The sequence below is a fragment of the Novosphingobium percolationis genome (genome assembly GCF_020179425.1).
Lineage (GTDB): Bacteria > Pseudomonadota > Alphaproteobacteria > Sphingomonadales > Sphingomonadaceae > Novosphingobium > Novosphingobium percolationis.
This window is the reverse complement of sequence record NZ_JAILYM010000010.1, coordinates 48,782-66,534: the sequence shown is the minus strand read 5'-3', so window position 1 is coordinate 66,534 and position 17,753 is coordinate 48,782. Positions and strand designations below refer to the sequence as shown.

The window sequence follows — 17,753 nt, the reverse complement described above, 5'->3', positions numbered from 1 at the left end:
AACGTCTCGCGCACGCCGCCGGCAATAACCGGGGGTCTGTCCGCCAAGGCCTCTACGGCCGCTGGCGCGCACGCGAGGCGGGAGCGGCGCCGATGTCCCCCCGCGGCGTCGCTCCACCTACGGCCAGCGCGGCCGTCACGCTCCCCTGGCGGTCCGGGCTGCTCCCCCTGGTCTGGACCGTGAAGGCGACCGCGCTGGCCACCCTTTTCTCCACCGCGCCCGTGCTCGCCCAGACGATGGAGGAACGGGCGCGTACCGCGGCTGAAGCCGCGCGCGCCAAGTCCGGGGACAGCGAGGCGATTCAGCGTAATTATGTGACGCCCGGTCTGTCGGGCCAGCCAATCACGACGGTCGATTCCAGCAAGGCATTCACACCCAATCTCGCCTGCCAGAAGACGGCGACGCTGATGGAAGTGCTGGTGCAGCCGGCATCCTCCGGCGATCTCGGCACGGTCCAGATCGCGCGCGATACCGATCTCGATGGCACGGTCGACAGTCGCATCAACCTGCCTGTGCCGGTTTCCGGGATTTGCGCGAATGGGGTGATCTCGTGCCAGCCGGGCACATGGAACCAGTGCAACTATTTCCGATGGGACGTCGATAGTGCCCGCACCCTGAAGCTCACACAGGTTGACATGCCCGAGCTCGCTGGCTGCTACTGCATCAACAATAGCTGCGGCGCCAATCTCGCCTGGTCCAACATGCCCTCGGTGCTCGGGGATTTGGGCGGCGGCATGATCGGCGCCCTCACCACGGCCGACCCGCGAATTGGCGTCGCGCAAGCGGTAATCGACGGACCGGCGATCCGCTATGTTGGCGCCCAGTCGACCGCTTGCGCAAGCGATCCCTCGCTTGCCCAGACCGGCTATCGCGCCAACCCTTCCGCGCTGGCCGGCGATGCCTTTGTCGTGTCGAGCAGCAACACTGTCTTTCAGGCACTCGCGGGGTCGCCTGTCGGGATGGGTACCGCGCAGCAGATGCGCCACTGCACGATCGAGCGCCAGGTGACCGTCCTCAAGACCGGCGCCGACGACGTCATCAGCCGCACGAACGGTGGCTATGCGACGATCAAGGACGGCACATCGCTCGATTTCTATCTCGGCTCCCCCAACGACAACAGCCTCGCGGGCGGAAGCTGCCGGCTGTTCGACTTCAGGATGACGTTGCGCGTCGGGGATCCCGATCGGATCGTCGAAGCACGGCTTGCGCAATTTTATGCGGACGACTGGGCGCAGGTCCGGATCGACGGGACGCTTGTCGCGTCCGGTCCAAGCCCATGGACATCGACCGGCTTCCCGCCCAGCGGATGCGAGAAGAAGAAGACCTTCTACGCCTATCCCAATCTCGACCTGAAACCCTGGCTCACGGCCGGTGACCACGAAATCTGGCTGCGCGTCGCCGTCGCCGATGGCGGCGAGGGCCTGGGCCAAGTGCATGTCGTTGTCGACGATAGCTGCAAGACCGTCGAGCAACTGGTCGATCGCTGCGGCGCGATCGCCGCCGATCCCAAATGCAGGGTCGACAGCGAGCTAGTCGACGGCGTCCAGACCTTTCGCAACGGCATCAGCACGGGACTACGCCCGCTGCCCCAGACACGGCTGCTCGGCACGGAAACCTGCCCGGTATCGCTCACGCGGGACTTCTTCCAGAAGGATCGGACCTATCGCTGCGAGATCGACAGCACAACGCTCCCGAAGCCGGATACGAGCCGCGGCACCTACATCATCGACCATTCGACCGAGACGATGCTGGCCGACCGCGCGCGCCAGGGCGATGGCAGTTTCGCGGAATCGACACGGCCGTTCAGCCTGCCCGATCGCGGCAGCGTGCCGGCATGCGAGTCCATCTGCAAAACCCGCGCGCCGCGCGTGAATACCGCCGCGGCCCCTGCGGGTGTCGTCGGCAGCCTGCAGAACGATCCCACCGCCTACGACACTTTCTATCATGCTTGCGGAACCGACAATGTCTGTCCAACCGGCCCCGGCGAGGAGATCGTCTCGGCCTGCGGCTGCCTCGACGATTTTCCCGAGGCTGTCGTCATGATGCAGACCGTGCGCCTCGGCGGCGCTGACCTGGTCTGCACGGGAACGGTGCGATGATCGCGCGCTGGCTCCTCTCGCCGCGTGGCGCGGCGCATGCCATGCTCTTCGCCTGCGCCCTCGTCGCATCCTGCCAGGCGCGTCCGGCCTACGCACAGCAGATGTGCGCTGCCGATCTCAATGGGAACGGCGACGCGGCCGACGCCGGCGAGATGGCCTATTGCAGCATCACGACAAGCGGTCAGTACCAGTGCCCACTCGAGGAGACCGCCTGCCTGGCTGCGCCTAGCGGGGACTTTAGCTGCCCGCTCGGACCACAATTTTCCTGCTTGCCCAAAAATGGCGGCGCGACCTGTTCACCGCACGCCTGCGCCGATGTCGCGAGCAACCCGATCGTAGAGGAGCCCCCGATCGAGGATCCCGGGACGGCGCCCGACGGTCCGGTCGATGCAGATGGCAATTGCTTGGGCACGGTCGAGATCTTCGGCGGCCGCGCGATGCGTTGCCGGCCCCCCGGGATCAGCACCACCCTTTCAAATTGCTGCAAGGACAAGGGCAAGATCGTCAAGGACGGAATGGGGTCGTCAGTCGGTTCGATCGGTACCAAGATCGCGGTCGCCAAGGGCGTCTTCACCGGCATGAGCGCGGCTTATGCCGCCTTCCGGGCCGGGGCGACGGCCGGCCAGGCGGCGAACGCCGGCGCCAATGCGCTGATCATCGGCCTCGATCCGACCTCGATCGCGATCAGCCTCGCGGTCAACTTCATGATCGAGGTGCTGCTCCAGGGCTGCGACCAACAGGATATGGAGGTCGGCATGCTGCGCGGCTCGGGCATGTGCCACGAGGTCGGCAGCTATTGCACCTCGAGCTTTCTCGGCATCTGCCTGCAAAAGGCGCGCGGCCATTGCTGCTTCAACACCAAGCTCGGCCGGATCATCCAGGAGCAGGGCCGCCCCCAGCTCAAGGCGTTCAACGGCAATCTGTGGGGGACGCCCAAGAAGCCGATGTGCCGAGGTTTCACGCCCGAAGAGTTCCAGGCGCTGGATTTCAGCAAGATGGATCTCTCCGAATATTATGCGGACATCGAGGCTCGCGCCCAGTCCGACATCCAGATCGATATGAAGGAGCGCGTCGATGCGTATCTCAAGGCGGTCGGCGAATAGCGCCCTCGTCCTGGCCGGACTCGCCATCGCGACCGTGGCGCTCGCCCAGGATTCCGCGCGCGAGCGTATCCAGGATCAGGGCGATGCCGCGATGGAGCGCGTGAAAGGCGCTGTCACGCGCGCCAAAGAGGGGCATGCTGACGTGCCGGATCCCAAGCTGCCACCAACCCCAGGTGAGGCGGAACGTCGACGCGCGTTCGAGGGGCTCCGCAGCCGGACTCCGTTACCGGAAATCGACGCGCGCGCCCGCGCCGCACTGGCTGCCGGCGAGGCGCGGATGGCAGAGGAGCGCGAGGGGCAAGCCAAGAGATTGCGCCAGGCACTCGGACTTGAACCCGGTGAGATGGAAGCCGTGGCCAAGGCAGGCCCCTCCCCCACGGTCAAGGCGTGGGTGCCGGTGCTGTTTGTCTCATCGTCGATCCCGGTCTCGATCCTGCGAACCTATGCGGCGCAGCTCGAGCGCGTGCATGGCGTGCTTGCCTTTCGCGGGATGCCGGGGGGGCTCCATAAGGTGGGGCCGATGGCGAAATTGTCGGCTGAGATCCTGCGGATCGATCCCGGCTGCGAGGGGCCATCCTGCGCGATGCGGGGCGTCCAGCTCATCGTCGATCCGATCGTGTTCCGCCAGCATGGCGTCAGCAGGGTGCCGGCACTGGCGATGATTCCGGGCGACCCGACCCAGGCCTATTGCGAGCGGGAGGATGAGAGCCCCAGAGCACGCCACGTCGTCTATGGCGACAGCGCGCTCTCGGGCCTGTTCGAGGAATATGCCCGGTTGGGCGGCGACAAGGAGGTGCGCGATGCTCAGGCTCTTCTGGGCGCTCGTTAGCGCCATTCTCAACCTCTGGCCGCGGCTCCGGCGATTGCCGGGCAAGGCTGCGGTTGCGCTCGGCGCGCCCGGCCACGGCGAGCCGGCGCGACCGACCCGGCTGTGGCGAGCGCTCGCCTTCGTGCTGCCGGTGGCCCTCCTCGCGGCAATCACCCTTCCCAAGGTCAGCCTGGTGATGAGCCCCTCGATCGAAGCCTTTGCGGTACGCAAGGCGCCCGGGACAATCGCCAAGGGCGACTATGTGATGTTCACGCTCCGCCACCCGATCGCCGGACCCAAGCCCGTCAATGTGACCAAATATGCCCTGTGCATGCCAGGTGAGCGCCTGACCATGATCGAGACACCGTCGATCGGCGCGCCCAAGGCATGGGACGGTCATTATTTCTGCAACGGCCAACTACTTGGCGTCAGCCTTCCCTATGGCATTCACGGCGTGAAGCTTGAGCATATGCAGTGGAGCGGGGTGATCCCGCCCGGCATGATCTATGTCGGCTCGCACCATCCCCGCGGCTTCGACAGCCGCTATTTCGGCCTGGTGCCGGCAGCCAAGCTGACGCGGATGGAGCGGCTGCTGTGAACGCGCGCCACACTCGCATCATCGTGGCGACTGCCATGGGTCTGTTCTCAGCCACGGCCGCGCTTGCGCAAAGCTCTACCGCCACGCCCGCGCCGCGTCCGGCACTCAAGCAGGGCTATTGGTGGTACGAAGCGCCCAAGCCGGTCTCGCCGCCATCGGATGACCCAGACGCGCTGCGGAAACCGGCCATTCCGCCAATGGCGGAGCTCGCGACCTGGACCCCGCCCAAGATCCGCAAATTGATCGAGCAGCAGCGCGATTATGCGGCAACCGTGCTGACGGTCGATGCGGTCGCCGACTTCTGGCGGCTGCAGGACTTTGCGCGGCGCAAGGCTCGGGCGTTCGCCGGTGTCACACAACTGGCGATGCTCCAACATCCCGAGCTCAATTCGAAGTCAGCCAACCCCATGGTCGGCGATGCCCGCGCCGAGCTCACCGCTGAAAAGGACGCGATCCGCCGTGCGTATCTTCGGGTGCATGCGGGCGAGTTCGCTCTGGTCATGTTTTCACGGTCGACCTGCGGCTATTGTCGCGTCCAATGGCCCATCGTCCAGCGTTTCCAGGAAGAGATGGGCTGGCAGGTCACGTTGATGGACGTCGACAAGCGGCCCGAGGTCGGGCAGCGGTTTGGCGTCGAGATCACGCCGACCACGATGGTCATCCGCCGCGGCAGCCCGCAGCGCATGGTGATTGCGAGCGGCGTCGAGGCATATCCCAATCTAGCGCAAATGGCCTATCAGGCGGTGCGGCTGCTGCGCGGCGACATCCGCCCCGAACAGTTCCTGACCGGTCCTGGCGAGGATGACGGATTTTTCGACGCGCTCGGCAATGGACCGGTCTCGGCGACCGATCCGCGGGCGCTGGGTGGCGATCTCATCGAGGCCAGTGTGGGGCCGGATCGATGATCAAGCTCCTCGTCCTGATCGGCATTCCCGAGATCGTGCTCGCCACCGGGTCGGCTGCGGCTGCCCAGACTGTTGCGCGCGAGCAGGCCATGCGAGCCGCGATCCATCCGGTCGCAGACGTCCAGACCATGCAGGCCTGGTTGTCGCGGGTTCCGGTGACGCGTGATTTCCCGGACGATTTCAACGCCACGCTGCGTGGCCAGGGACCGGCGTTCGTCATCGAGATGACCACCAGCCCCGGTTGCGTGCCCTGTGGCGATCTCTGGACCAAGCTCGCCACGCTCGGACGGCGCTATGGCTGGCAGGTTCGAACGATCGGCGCCCAGGAAGCGATGATCCGCTCGGGACGGCTCGGCCTTCCCTGGGTGGGAAACCCCGTCGCCTGGGCGCGGCCGATCGCCGATGCAGGCCGCGTCGTGCCGATCGCGGTCGGAACCGACCACGGACCCAATCTCGCGCGCAATCTCTATCTGGCGGCGAAGATGCTGACGGGCGTCCGGCCCGCAGTGGGCGTGCGCGCCATGTCGAAGTTCACCGGCATCGTCGGGATGCCGGCACGGTCACTGGGAAGGCGCTGAGCAATGGCGGGCTCGGCACCTTCCCTCCCCTTTGATCTCTATGGGAGTCCGCCATGTTTCTAGCGTTTGCCCGCGTCCGCATCCCTTTCACGGCTCTGATCCTCGCGATCGGCGCGAGTGCCGCACCGGCGAGCGCGCAGAGCTGGGCCGAGAGCTGGTTCGACAATGTCACTTATACGAACCCCGGCAGCTTCGAGGATCAGACCCGCGGCTATGTGACGGCCGGCGGGATGTCGGGCCGGGTCGATGTCCACAACGACTATCTGATGTCGGTGACGTTGCCCAAGGTGAAGGCCGGCTGCGGTGGCATCGACATGTTCCTGGGTGGCATGTCGTTCCTCGATCCCGATTATCTGGTCCAGAAGCTGGAAAGCATCCTCCAGGCCGCGCCAGCGGTGGCGTTCCAGTATCTGCTTGAGACGCTCGACGAGAAGATGGGCAATATCATCTCGAAGATGGAGGCAGCCACCAACTTCCTCAATTCGATCCAGGTCAACGACTGCCGGCTCGCCAACCGCATGGTCCAGATCGCCAAGGGCGACGACAATATGTCCGGCATCATCGAGGAGATGACCGGCTATCGCTCGGTCAAGCAAGGCTTCTCGAAGAGCTATCAGCAGAGCCGCGAGCGGATCGAGGCGAACAACAACAATCCGACCGAGGATCTGCGCGATTCCCTGACCAACTGCCCGGCCGAAGTGACCGAGATTTTCCGCACCGGTTCGCTCCTCGGCCATGCCGCCACCCGCGTCGGCGCGGGCGACTGGGCGAGCGTGATGCGCGCCAGGGTCGGCGACGTCTATATGCGCTGGGATCCCGCGGACAAGGTTCCGCTGTTCACAGCCATTCCCCAATGCCCTGCACAAGACACCGAAAGTGCGCAGGATTTCCTGACCGGACGCGTACAGAAGCGAACATTGAACGTGCCGCCGACCGGCGCCGATTGCTCGCAGGATGGCCCCGGCCGCGGCGCGCTGGTCCTTGCGCGCGAACGGATGCAGTCGATCGCCACCAAGATCCGCACGCGCGCGGCGCTCACGTCCGAGGAGCGGCAGTTCGTCGCCAATGTCCGGACGCTGCCGGTTTATCGCATGCTGGAATGGGGCGTTCGGCAGGGCGTGGTGGACTCGGTCATTGGCGACACCGATGAGCTGGTGGCACTGACCCTCGCCTACCAGATGCTCAACGATCTCACGCGATCCATCGACTTCGCCGTGAGCAATGCCGAGCGCGGCGCCAGCGCGGCCGGCGCTGCGGACGGCAACAGCGCCAATATTTGCCAGACCCGGATTCTCGTCAAGGGGATCGAGCAGCTGCGCGACCTGCGCGATGAGGTGCTGCGTCAGCGCGCGCAGATGCGCCAAAGCTATATGGCGGCGCTCGACCAGGCGAACCTCTCCGCCAACTATGCTGGCCTGATCCGCCAGCGCGACCGCGATGCGCGCGACGCCGCCGGCGCCGCCGCTGCACGCAACCAATAGCCGAGGAGATCGCCGTGCGCCGCCTCACCAAGGCTCTCGCCTCCCTGCCCGCGCTGCTTGCCGCGACCCCGGCCCTGGCGGTCGATACCAGCTTCCACACCTATGACGGGTTCGCCGAGACCGTCGATGCGTTCCGCCTGGTCTCGATGATCTTCGCCGACCCGCGTTACGAGACGCTGGTGCTGATCGTCGCGACTGTCGGCATCGGCCTGGGCGCGCTGCTCGCCAGCGTCCGCGGTTCCGGTATGGGACTGGTCGCGTTCGGGTTCCAGATCCTCATCGGCGTCGGGCTGTTCGTCGGGCTCGTCGCCACCACCGGGACGGTCCATGTCTATGACCGCGTCCGCAATGCTTACCAGCCGGTCGGCGACGTGCCGGTCTTGCTGGTGCTGGTGGCGGGCGCGACCAACATGATCGAGCGCGCGCTGGTCGAGACGATCGACGACAATACGCTCGATCCGGATGCCAAGATCGAGTTCGGCGCCGGCGGCCATTCGTTCGACCTTTTCCTCAACGCCGTCAGCCCACGCGGTCCCATGACCGACACCTTCCTCGATGCGACGATCAAGGACTATATCCGTCAATGCTATCCGGTCGCGCGCGTCTCGGCTGCCTATGGCGTCGATGATGACAAGCTGTTCCGCACCACCACCGACCTTCCGGCTGCCTTTGCGGCGATGGCAGGACCGGCGACCTTCTCGACGGTCTACACGGAGTCCGACAAGGGCGGCACGACGGTGAGTTGCACCGACGCCTGGGCGCATATCTCGGATCGACTGTCCGACCCGACCCTGTTCGAGGGCTATAGCCGCCAGGTCTGCGCGCGGACCGGGTTCGATACCGGCAACGCCCAACAGCTCGCGCGATGCCGCGAGCAATTGGGCGAGATGGGACAGATGATGCTCGGTCGCCCACTCACCACGCAGGCGCTGATGACCCACATCCTGCTCGGCAACACCGTGGGCGACGTGCTGTTCGAGGATTCACCGGCAACGGCGGCGCGCGTGATGGCGAACCGCGCAGTGGTATCGAACGGGCTGGCGACCATGTCAGTCGCGAACGAGTGGATGCCGACAATCCGCGCGACCGTGTTTGGGATCATGCTGTTCATGATCCCCGTCGCGTTGCTGTTCATCCTGACGCCGATCAACCTGCGGGTCGCAAGCTTCGCACTCGGCCTGTTCGTGTTCGTCGCGCTTTGGGGCGTGATCGATGCCGGGATTTATCAGCTGACCCTCGGCCGCGCCGCCGATGTACTCGAGGAGATGCGCTCGAACGCGCTCGGCGCCAATGCCTGGCTGCTCGCGCCGTCCGCGGCCATGAAGGCGCTGGCGATCTTCGGGAGCTTCCGCACGGCAGCAGCGGGCCTCGCCGGCGCGTTCGTGTTCACCGTGTTCCGGTTCTCCGGCAACGTTTTCACGTCCTTCACGAGCGGTGCGCTTGGCGTCGCCGGCCAGGGCACCGCCGCAGCGGCTCCCATGGCCACCACCGAGGGCTATGCGTCGGCCCTTGAGAGCCAGGCGTCGGCCTCCGGCACCCGCGCCCGGGCGGGCGCGGCTGCGAGCTTCGGGGATTTCGGCGAGCGTTCCACCTTCGGCGCCAACCGCGCCTTCGGCGAAGCCAACCGAATCCTCGGGGAGCGGCCCGGCACGGCCGGAGGCACGGCGTTCGCGCTCGGCGGCATCGAGGGGGCTCGGCAGATGGGCAGCCTGGCGCCCGCGTTGAACGGCCGCGACCTGGGCGACCCGCAGGTAGCGCGGGCGGTCCAGGCCAATGCCGCAACCAGCGCGATCCACCAGTTCGCGGAGAAGGACGCGCTCCGGCGTCTTGGCACCAATTATTTCGGCGGGGGCGAGGCGGGCGAGAAGGCGTTCGGCGCATTCGCGCAGAATCTGGTCCAATGGCGCGCGTTCGGCGACCAGCGCGCTTACGGGATGATGATGCAGGCGGCGACGCGGCATTTCGAGCGGGGCGGTTATTCGGCGAAGGATGCTGAGTTGAAGGCGTCGGGCGTGATCGGCGAGGCGCAGTCCGATCCGACCTTCGCTAAACTGATCGCCAATACCTATGACCAGGAACAGATGCTCGCCAACGATCTGACGTCGGCCCAGGTCCATGTCGGCGCTATGGAAGGTCGGAGGGACTTCGCCGGAGACAATGTCGCGGGCCTCGAGCGCGGCAATGTCGCGACCGAGCAGGCGCTGCGCACCGGCACCAACCAGGGTCAACGCGACGCCGCGCAGATGCTCGGCCTCTCCCCGCAGGAGACCGCGCGCCGCATCGGCTTCGTCAACGCGCTTTCGGGCGAGGCCCGCAGCTCCGCCATCTCCCAACTCTCCCGCGCAACTGGCCGCAACGAGGCGCAGGTGCTTCACGCCCTCGAGACGTACAATGCCGCGACCCAGGTCGGCACAGCGGACGGCGCGACCGCCGAGGCAGGCCGCGAGGGCACCAGCGTCTATGGCCGGACCCGCGAGGCCGCTGGCTATGACTTTGCGGAGCGCTCAGGCAAACTCGATGCCCAGCGCGAGGTGGGAACCGGTGGCACGCGTGCTGCGGCACGGATCGGAGAGCAGCGCCGGCAGGCCGATAATTTCGGATTTGCCGAAGGTGCCGCCGCGGCCGGCGTCTCGACGCGCGAGGCTGCGCGGCTCGACAGCTTCATCCAGGCACTAAGCCGGACTGCCGGCAACCAGGTCGATATGGCGGAGGGCGGTGCTGCGGGCATCGCCGATCGCGCCGGCAACGAACGCATGTCGCGCATCGTCGAGAACGAGCGGCTCAGCCGCATGCAGGGGCTGCTACGCAGCCACGGCATCACCATGTCCAAGCGCGAGCTAGCGATGGCGCAAAATGGCGATCTCGCGATGAACCTGACCGCCGATCAGGCAGGTCAGTTGCTCCGTGCCGGGCTCATCAACGACAGTCAGTTTGGCGCGCTTGCGCAAGGAGGTCATGCCCGCTTCAGCTTTGCCGAGAATGACCTGCTTGTCTCCAGCAGCGCTGGGTTTCAACAATCCGCGCGCAACGACACCAGCACGCGGTTCGAGGCAGGCAAGCAGGCCGGCCCTGATACGATCGAACATTTCATGGGCGGCGGCGAGGAAGGCCACGCAGCCATGGCGAATTGGCTTCGCGGCGGGTTCGAGATGGACCGAAAGGGCGACTGGCGGCTGAAGCCGCAGGTTGCCGATACGCTTCAGCGCGACGTTCAGGCCGTGATCGCCCAGACCGGCTGGCAACGGTCCGTCACGCGAAGCGCTCAGGACCAAACGATCATGGGAACGACGGTTGGTGCTCAGATTGGTGGGAGTGTCGACACGACACAAACATCGGGTGGTCGCGGTGGCCAGGGAAAAACAGCAAAATCAACATCAGGGAAGATCGGAGGCGAATTAGGGTTCAGCAGCACCGATACGGGGGCCACGAGTGAAACGGCTCAGGCCAATCTCGATATCATAAACTATGATGTTCGGAATGCGATTGCTGAGGCTGAGCGCGCCGCAGCGCGCAGCCCAAATCCGGAGCAGACTTTCACCGACACGTTGTCCGGCCGGATTTTGGGACCAGAGGGACTTCGGAATCGCTATCTTGGGGAAGCTGATTCAGGCCGCGGAACGGCTGACCTGACTGGACCGCTAACGTCGATTGAGCAATCGTCGGTGCTTGGTAGCGGCCGCTTTTCCAACGACCTGGCTCATGGGCCGTTCGATGGCGATTCCGAATTCAAGAAGCGTTAGTGGCGCGGGTACTGCCTCAAAATATTCGATGGGTTGCCGATCCAAAGCGCACCAGAGCGGGGATCCAGTGGATCGAAACCCGGAGGTGGCGCTCCAACTCGACGCCTTGGTCCGAAGTCATGATCGCTTGGCTCGCTGGGAACGGATGCCTCTGCCAAGCGATTGAGGACGACGCGCGCATATCCAACGCCCAACACAATCAACGCGGTCATCGGGAAGAACAAGACGTTGAGATATCCGGCGAGCGCGCTTGCGTAGAAGTCCTGCAGCGACGGAACCTTCAAGGACGTTGCCATCCCGGCCCAGTAGATCGGGATCGCAGCCCACCAAAGCTTCGCGTACCATGGCCGCCACAGATAGTCCGAGGCGCGCGGCCGAACCCACTCCTCGGCCGGGACGATCGGTTCATCCGTATTCGTGGCAGAATCTGGCGACATTTGATCCGCGTTCCTGTGCGTGACGGCTGTAGCAAAATCCCCACGCTTTTGGAATCGCCGATCTGGAATCGATGGGAAAAATTCGTGCCGCATAGCTAACCTCCCCAAGCCACGACCGCTCCCTCCCCTCCGGATATCTGGTCGATGCATGCGATGGCGCGGCCAGCCACGGCTGAGCCAATGCACTTGTCCCATCTGTCATCTATTGCTATATGGGAGACAGGAAGGACAGATATGGCCACTACCGCTCCCATACCGGCACGTCGCCCAGTCTCCCGATCGCGCCTTACGGCGTCAGTTGGGGCGAATGATACGCTCCGTCGCCGGGCGCTTGAGGTGCTGACCAAGGCTATCGCAAAGGCCGTCGAGTCTGCCAGCGAGGATACGTTGGCCGATATTGTCGGTAGCGACGCCGACCCGCGGCACGCGCTCAGCGTGGCACGCAGGGATATTGCGCCGGACTCACCTTCCGATCTGGATGCCATCAAGGCTGCGCGCGACAAGACCGCCAGGTTCCGCGAGGAAATGGCGGATCGAGCGGGTGGGATGCTCGATCGCGCGCATGTTGCCACGATGCTTGGCGTGAGCGCGGCTGCCATCGACAAGCAACGCCAGCGCCGCCAGATCCTGGGCGTGCCCTATGGGACCGAGACTCGTTATCCAGCCGCCCAGTTCGTGGACGGCGAGACGGTCAGCAATCTCAAGCTCGTACTGGAAGCACTCGGCGATATGAACCCATGGGAGCAGCTCATGCTGCTGACGACACCGCTCGACGGCTATGGCGAGCGATCCGAGACGGTACTGCAATTGCTGGCCAAGCGACCGGATGCCGGGGCTCTGCGCCAGCTTGTCGCGTTGGCCTCAAGCTGGTTGGCCTAGCCGCCCGTGGCGGGAGTTCGACTGCGGCGGATCGACGCCGGGGTGCGCCTGCATCGCATCCACCGCATCGCCCATGATTCGATTTTCTTCGGTCCCACAGGGGTTCTCCCCGAGTTCCGATATGATTCTCCGGACGGCAGCTACAAAGTGCTTTACGCGGCGCGTTCGCTCGAGACGGCCTTTGGCGAGACCCTCGTCCGCTCGCCCGGGGTTCCCTATGTGCTGTCGAGCGCGGTCGAAGCGCGTGTCCGCAGTGAACTCGAAACGACGAGGGCGCTCAAACTCTATCCCTTGGTGGATGCCGGCGTGTCGACGCATGGCCTGTCCTTCACGGACCTGCATGGCGACGCATACAAGAAGACCTGGGCGGTAAGTGCAGAGGTTTACGCCACGAGCATCGCCGATGGCATCCTCTACACGTCGCGCTTCGACAATCAGCGCTGTGTCGCTCTGTTCGACCGGGCATCGGACGCCATCGCCGAAACCGCGATCCGTAACATACCCATAGCACCAGCGCAGGCGACACAACTCGCCGAGCATTTCGGCAAACAATATATCGAACCATGATGCGACACCGGAGGAATGCGGCATAGTCGCGAAGAGCTAGAATCAGGATCACCATGCGAACAGAACTCGATCATCTCCCACTGGCGAAGCGACGCGAACTCGATCGCGTGGTTCAGATTCTGTTCGAAGAATTCGAAGACGCGCACGGCAAGCCGGATGGGCAGCGCAAGCTCGGCCGCATCCTGAAAATCATCCTCTATGGTTCATACGCACGGGGCGGCTGGGTCGATGAACCGCACACGGCGAAAGGATATCAGTCGGATTTCGACCTGTTGATTATCGTCAATCAGAAGGAACTGACCGATCGGTTTGATTACTGGGAGAAGGCAGACGAACGCCTGGACCGTGAACGAACAATCACCCAGAATTTGAAGACGCCAGTAAACTTCATCATCCACACCTTGCAGGAGGTGAATGATGGCCTCGCTCACGGTCGATCCTTCTTCATCGACGTCAGGCGCGACGGAATTGTGCTCTATGAGGTCGACGATACGGAGCTTCTCCTGCCAAAACCCAAGACGCCGGAACAAGCCTACGAATTGGCCCAGGAATATTTCGATGACTGGTTTTCCGCGGCGACTGATGCGCAGAAGGGATATCACTTCTTCCTTTCACAGAAGGCCTATCGAGATGCCGCCTTCACTCTCAATCAGGCGTGCGAGCGGCTCTACCATTGCGTGCTGTTGGTCATGAATTTCTATACCCCGCACGTCCACAATCTGAAGTTCCTGCGAACGCAGGCAGAGCGTACCTCGGCACGCCTTATCCACGCATGGCCGAGAGAAACACGGCAGCAAAAGGCTCAATTCATCAAGCTGAGGGATGCATATGTGAAGGCGCGCTTCTCAAAACATTACCGTATTACCGAGGAGGAATTGTCCTGGCTTGCCGAACGTGTCGAAGAGCTAGGCGCGCTCGTCCATGAGATCTGCACCGCACGCATCGCTGAACTACGCACAGCATTGTGATCAGTCGTGACCGTGGTGACTGCAGTCCTGACGCGACAGTACCCACCTGGCAGATCCCTAAAGGCCCGCGTCCGGGCTGGCCCGTTACGGCAGGAGCCGCCTGTGGTGATCGACCGCTTTGCTTTCCTACCGTCCAGCTCGACATCGGTCACGTTCGAAGCCGCCTTCGTTCATCACGATCGATCGTCCGAACGAGAGTTGTGCGAACGACCGGCTCTGGGAATTCTCGACTGTCTGCAGGGCAACTGTAGGTGAAAAAGCAGACGCTGCAGGCCCGACCATAATCCCCGAGCATAATCATCGTCCGCTGCACGAGCCCGAGTTCATGGCTGCCGGGCATTCTAAAAGATGCTAGAGCCGAGACGAGCAGAAAAGGGATGGTTTGGGGGCGAATGACATATTGGAATGACAAGGTTGCCGACGCGGCACAGCTGCGGCTGTTCGTCCCCGGCGATGGCTGGCGTGCGTTTAAGGACAAGATGAACGCGGAAGGCGACCGCGTCGAGGAGCCGGGCACGCAGCGCGCGATTGAAAGCAGTCTCCTGAACGTGCTCAATGCCACGAACGTCGTCGTTCTGACCGGAACGGGATCATCGTTCGCCGCATCCAACCCGGCTGACAAGCTCACGCCGGCCGGCATGTGGGATGTGTGGAAAGCCGTGGAAGCGAAAGTCGGCGCTGAAGCCTTCAAGGCTGTGTGCGACACGTTCGCCAGCGCCAAGATCGACGATAATATCGAGCGGCTGCTGACGCTCTGCAAACTCTATCTCGAACTCCACGAGACGGCCGTGGAGGATGCAACCTATCAGAGAATCGACGGTTTCGTGAAGGCGGCCGAGAAGGCGATCCTCGCCCGTGTCGACTTCGTCGACCGGGCCACCAATCTCGACGCGCACGCCGGTCTCATCCAGAAAATCGGCCGTCGCGGCGTCCGTAAGGCGCGCTCGAAGCTGTTCACCACCAACTATGATCTCTGCTTCGAGGAAGCAGCCCGCCGGCATCGTTTCACCATCATCGACGGTTTCTCGCACGGCCTCGATCAAGTCTACGACCGCAGCCACTTTGAGTTCGACATTGTCCGCCGTTCGGGCCAGCGCGACGCGCCCGACTATATCGAGAATGTCTTCCATCTCTATAAACTGCACGGCTCGCTCGACTGGCGCAGGCAGGTATCCGACATTTTCCGCTCACGCGGTCCCGAGGGCAATCCGGTCCTCATCTATCCCCGCTCGAGCAAATATCAAGAAAGCTTCGAAGCGCCCTATCTCGACATGATTGGCGCATTTCAGGCGGCGCTGCGCGAGCCCGACACGGCAGTGCTGATATCGGGGTTCGGGTTCAACGACGATCATATCAGCCGTCCAATCCTGTCGGCGGTGGAAGCCAATATGTCGCTTCGGCTAGTGATCTGCGATCCCGCCTTCATCCCCTCAGCCGATCTGGACGGAGGAGATCAGTCGCTGACGGCGGTGGCGGAGCCCAAGAACCAATTCCTTGCGGCGTTCAAACGCATGGTGGCTGGGGGCGACGCGCGGATCCATCTGATCAACGGTCGCTTCCAGGACCTGGTATCGGCCTTGCCCGACCTCATCGGGGAGACTGATCGCGAACGGCATATGCAGCGTGTCCGGACGCTTAGGGACGGCATGGACGTCAAGGCGTGACGCGCGTCAATCCGATCAATCCCGATCGCTACATCGGCACGATCACGCAGGTGACGGCCTCGTATGTGCATGTGAATTTGCCCAACGCCGCAGCGGTCCCGGAACGGCGCGGGCTTTCGCTGGGCGCGGTCGGCGATTTCGTGTTCGTCGACTGCGAGCGGTTTCAGATACTGGGCAGGATCGTCGAGACGAAAATACCCGATGCCGAGCGGCTCACGGTTGAGCCGTCGCTCGGGAAGACGGCGGTGACCAACCCGATCGGCCGTGTGCAGCTCCTCGCCGCGGTCGAGCAGCGCTCAAACAAGCTGCGGCGCGGCTTGCCGGATTTTCCGAGGATCGGCGACGGTGTGTATCTGGCTGAACCGAGCCAGCTGGCTACGCTCATCCGCAATGCAGTCGCGAATGAAGAAGAGCTGACGTTGAGCATTGGCCGGATCGATGCCGCCGACGGCGTCGATGTCTGCCTGCCACCGGAGAAGATCTTCGGCCGGCACTGCGGTGTGTTCGGTGCCACCGGCGGCGGTAAAAGCTGGACGGTCGCGACATTGGTGCAACAGCTCAAGAAAGCCGGTGGCCGCGCGATCGTCCTCGATCCCACCGGCGAGTTCGCCGACATGGGCAATGTCGACGATGTCTTCGTCTTCGATGCACCCGTCGGCGCCGCGAAGTTGGTCCACTTCCCCTATCGCCAAGTCACCGAGGATGATCTGTTCTCGCTGTTCCGGCCATCGGGTCAGAGTCAGGGTCCGCGGCTACGGGAGGCGATCAAGAGTCTCAAGCTCGTCGCGGCGGTCGGTGCGGCTGTGCCTCAGGGCTTGATCATCAATAACGGACTGATCGAGAAGGCAGGGCGGCAACGGGCACCTTATTTCAACGCACTCCACGCGCATGCCGCCCAGCTGCATGAACCGGCGTGCGCATTCGACATCGCGAACCTTGCCGAACAGGTGAAGAATGAGTGCGTCTGGGGCAGCGCGCAGAATAATGCCGGCGCGTTCGGCAATACCGATCAGAATTCACTCGGCTATTGTGAATCCCTGATTGCGCGGATCAACACCCTTCTCGCATCGCGCGAACTTGAGTGCATTTTCGGGACACGCGGTACGTCGCTCGTTGCAGAACTCCGTGCATTCCTGGCGGATGACAGCCGGGATATCGCGGTCATCTCGTTTAAGGATGTGCGGTTTGAGCACAATACGCGCGAGATCCTGCTCAACGTGATCGGTCGCTTCCTACTGGCGGAGGCGCGTAGCGGCGCGTTCAGGACATCGCCGCTCGTCGTTTTCCTAGACGAGGCGCATCAGTTTCTCGGCCGCTCGGTCGGCGACGATTATAGCGCGGTGAAATTAGATTCCTTTGGTTTGATCGCAAAGGAAGGTCGCAAATATGGCCTGACATGCGTTCTCGCCACCCAGCGTCCACGCGACATCCCGCAGGATGTCATGAGTCAGCTCGGGACGTTGTTTGTCCATCGCCTGACCAACGATCAGGATCGTGAGACGGTCGAGCGGGCCTGCGGTGACCTCGATCGCGGCGCAGCGCAGTTTGTTCCGATGCTGGCGCCGGGTGAAGCTGTCGTGATTGGCCCTGACATTCCTGCCCCTGTTCCGCTGTTCATCCACCCGCCGGAATATCCTCCTGACTCAAAGGGGCCAGAATTCCAGAGCTTCTGGAAAGCGCGGCGCGCTCGGGCTGCTCTGGCGTCAGCCCAGCCCCCTGCCAATGCGAGTGGCGCGCTAATTGCGGCGGAGCCTACGAATGTGCTTGCCGCTGCCGCTGCTATCGCTGCTCCGGCGGCCGCTCCGGCGAATCCGCAGTTTGATGGCGATATTGACGATGAGATACCGTTCTAGCCGGAGCTACGCTGGCCCGCGCGCCGGATTTTGATTGTTCATTCGCGCATGACCAGACGACTGAAGCACGAGT

The 17,753-nt window shown here is 63.7% G+C and carries 14 protein-coding genes; 13 read left to right on the top strand and 1 reads right to left on the bottom strand.

Going from position 1 to position 17,753, the window contains the following annotated elements; all coding sequences use genetic code 11:
• Positions 1 to 236: 236 nt before the first annotated feature.
• The 8 genes from K3A84_RS19345 to K3A84_RS19310 are packed head-to-tail and all read left to right on the top strand — an operon-like array spanning position 237 to position 11,312.
• Positions 237 to 2,099: a hypothetical protein gene (locus tag K3A84_RS19345; RefSeq protein ID WP_225011199.1), complete on the top strand. Its 1,863-nt coding sequence runs from the start codon at positions 237 to 239 to the stop codon at positions 2,097 to 2,099.
• Complete coding sequence (traN, locus tag K3A84_RS19340; RefSeq protein ID WP_404823188.1) at positions 2,096 to 3,202, top strand: conjugal transfer protein TraN; 1,107 nt, start codon at positions 2,096 to 2,098, stop codon at positions 3,200 to 3,202. Before K3A84_RS19345 ends, traN begins: the two co-directional genes overlap by 4 nt.
• A complete protein-coding gene (locus K3A84_RS19335) occupies positions 3,174 to 4,031 on the top strand; it encodes a type-F conjugative transfer system pilin assembly protein TrbC (RefSeq protein WP_225011167.1) in 858 nt (285 codons plus the stop codon). The genes traN and K3A84_RS19335 overlap by 29 nt, the downstream gene beginning before the upstream one ends.
• Positions 4,003 to 4,608 carry a S26 family signal peptidase gene (locus tag K3A84_RS19330; protein ID WP_225011166.1) on the top strand — a complete coding sequence of 202 codons (606 nt, stop codon included), beginning with the start codon at positions 4,003 to 4,005 and terminating at the stop codon, positions 4,606 to 4,608. The genes K3A84_RS19335 and K3A84_RS19330 overlap by 29 nt, the downstream gene beginning before the upstream one ends.
• A gap of 35 nt (positions 4,609 to 4,643) precedes the next feature.
• Entirely contained in the window at positions 4,644 to 5,513 is an 870-nt protein-coding gene (locus tag K3A84_RS19325; RefSeq protein WP_225011197.1) for a conjugal transfer protein TraF, read from the top strand.
• On the top strand, positions 5,510 to 6,091 hold the full coding sequence (locus tag K3A84_RS19320; protein WP_225011165.1) for a hypothetical protein: 582 nt from the start codon (positions 5,510 to 5,512) through the stop codon (positions 6,089 to 6,091). Before K3A84_RS19325 ends, K3A84_RS19320 begins: the two co-directional genes overlap by 4 nt.
• Before the next feature lie 53 nt (positions 6,092 to 6,144).
• Entirely contained in the window at positions 6,145 to 7,572 is a 1,428-nt protein-coding gene (locus K3A84_RS19315) for a conjugal transfer protein TraH (RefSeq protein WP_225011164.1), read from the top strand.
• Between the two features lie 14 nt (positions 7,573 to 7,586).
• Positions 7,587 to 11,312 (top strand): conjugal transfer protein TraG N-terminal domain-containing protein, encoded by a 3,726-nt coding sequence (locus K3A84_RS19310; protein ID WP_225011163.1) that lies wholly within the window; start codon positions 7,587 to 7,589, stop codon positions 11,310 to 11,312.
• On the opposite strand, the gene K3A84_RS19305 is transcribed toward K3A84_RS19310, so the two are convergent.
• Entirely contained in the window at positions 11,309 to 11,749 is a 441-nt protein-coding gene (locus tag K3A84_RS19305; protein WP_225011162.1) for a hypothetical protein, read from the bottom strand. The genes K3A84_RS19310 and K3A84_RS19305 overlap by 4 nt on opposite strands.
• A gap of 336 nt (positions 11,750 to 12,085) precedes the next feature.
• Here K3A84_RS19305 and K3A84_RS19300 point away from each other — a divergent pair, with 336 nt between their 5' ends.
• From K3A84_RS19300 to K3A84_RS19280, 5 genes are all read left to right on the top strand, one after another.
• On the top strand, positions 12,086 to 12,628 hold the full coding sequence (locus tag K3A84_RS19300) for a hypothetical protein (RefSeq protein WP_225011161.1): 543 nt from the start codon (positions 12,086 to 12,088) through the stop codon (positions 12,626 to 12,628).
• Positions 12,629 to 12,634: 6 nt separating this feature from the next.
• Positions 12,635 to 13,195 carry an RES family NAD+ phosphorylase gene (locus tag K3A84_RS19295; protein WP_225011160.1) on the top strand — a complete coding sequence of 187 codons (561 nt, stop codon included), beginning with the start codon at positions 12,635 to 12,637 and terminating at the stop codon, positions 13,193 to 13,195.
• Positions 13,196 to 13,248: 53 nt separating this feature from the next.
• Entirely contained in the window at positions 13,249 to 14,163 is a 915-nt protein-coding gene (locus K3A84_RS19290) for a nucleotidyltransferase (RefSeq protein WP_225011159.1), read from the top strand.
• 392 nt (positions 14,164 to 14,555) lie between these two features.
• The gene (locus K3A84_RS19285) at positions 14,556 to 15,827 is read left to right on the top strand and encodes an SIR2 family protein (RefSeq protein WP_225011158.1); all 1,272 of its coding nucleotides are present in this window, start codon (positions 14,556 to 14,558) and stop codon (positions 15,825 to 15,827) included.
• Positions 15,824 to 17,680, top strand: coding sequence for an ATP-binding protein (locus K3A84_RS19280; protein WP_225011157.1), 1,857 nt, complete (start codon positions 15,824 to 15,826; stop codon positions 17,678 to 17,680). Before K3A84_RS19285 ends, K3A84_RS19280 begins: the two co-directional genes overlap by 4 nt.
• Positions 17,681 to 17,753 lie beyond the last annotated feature (73 nt).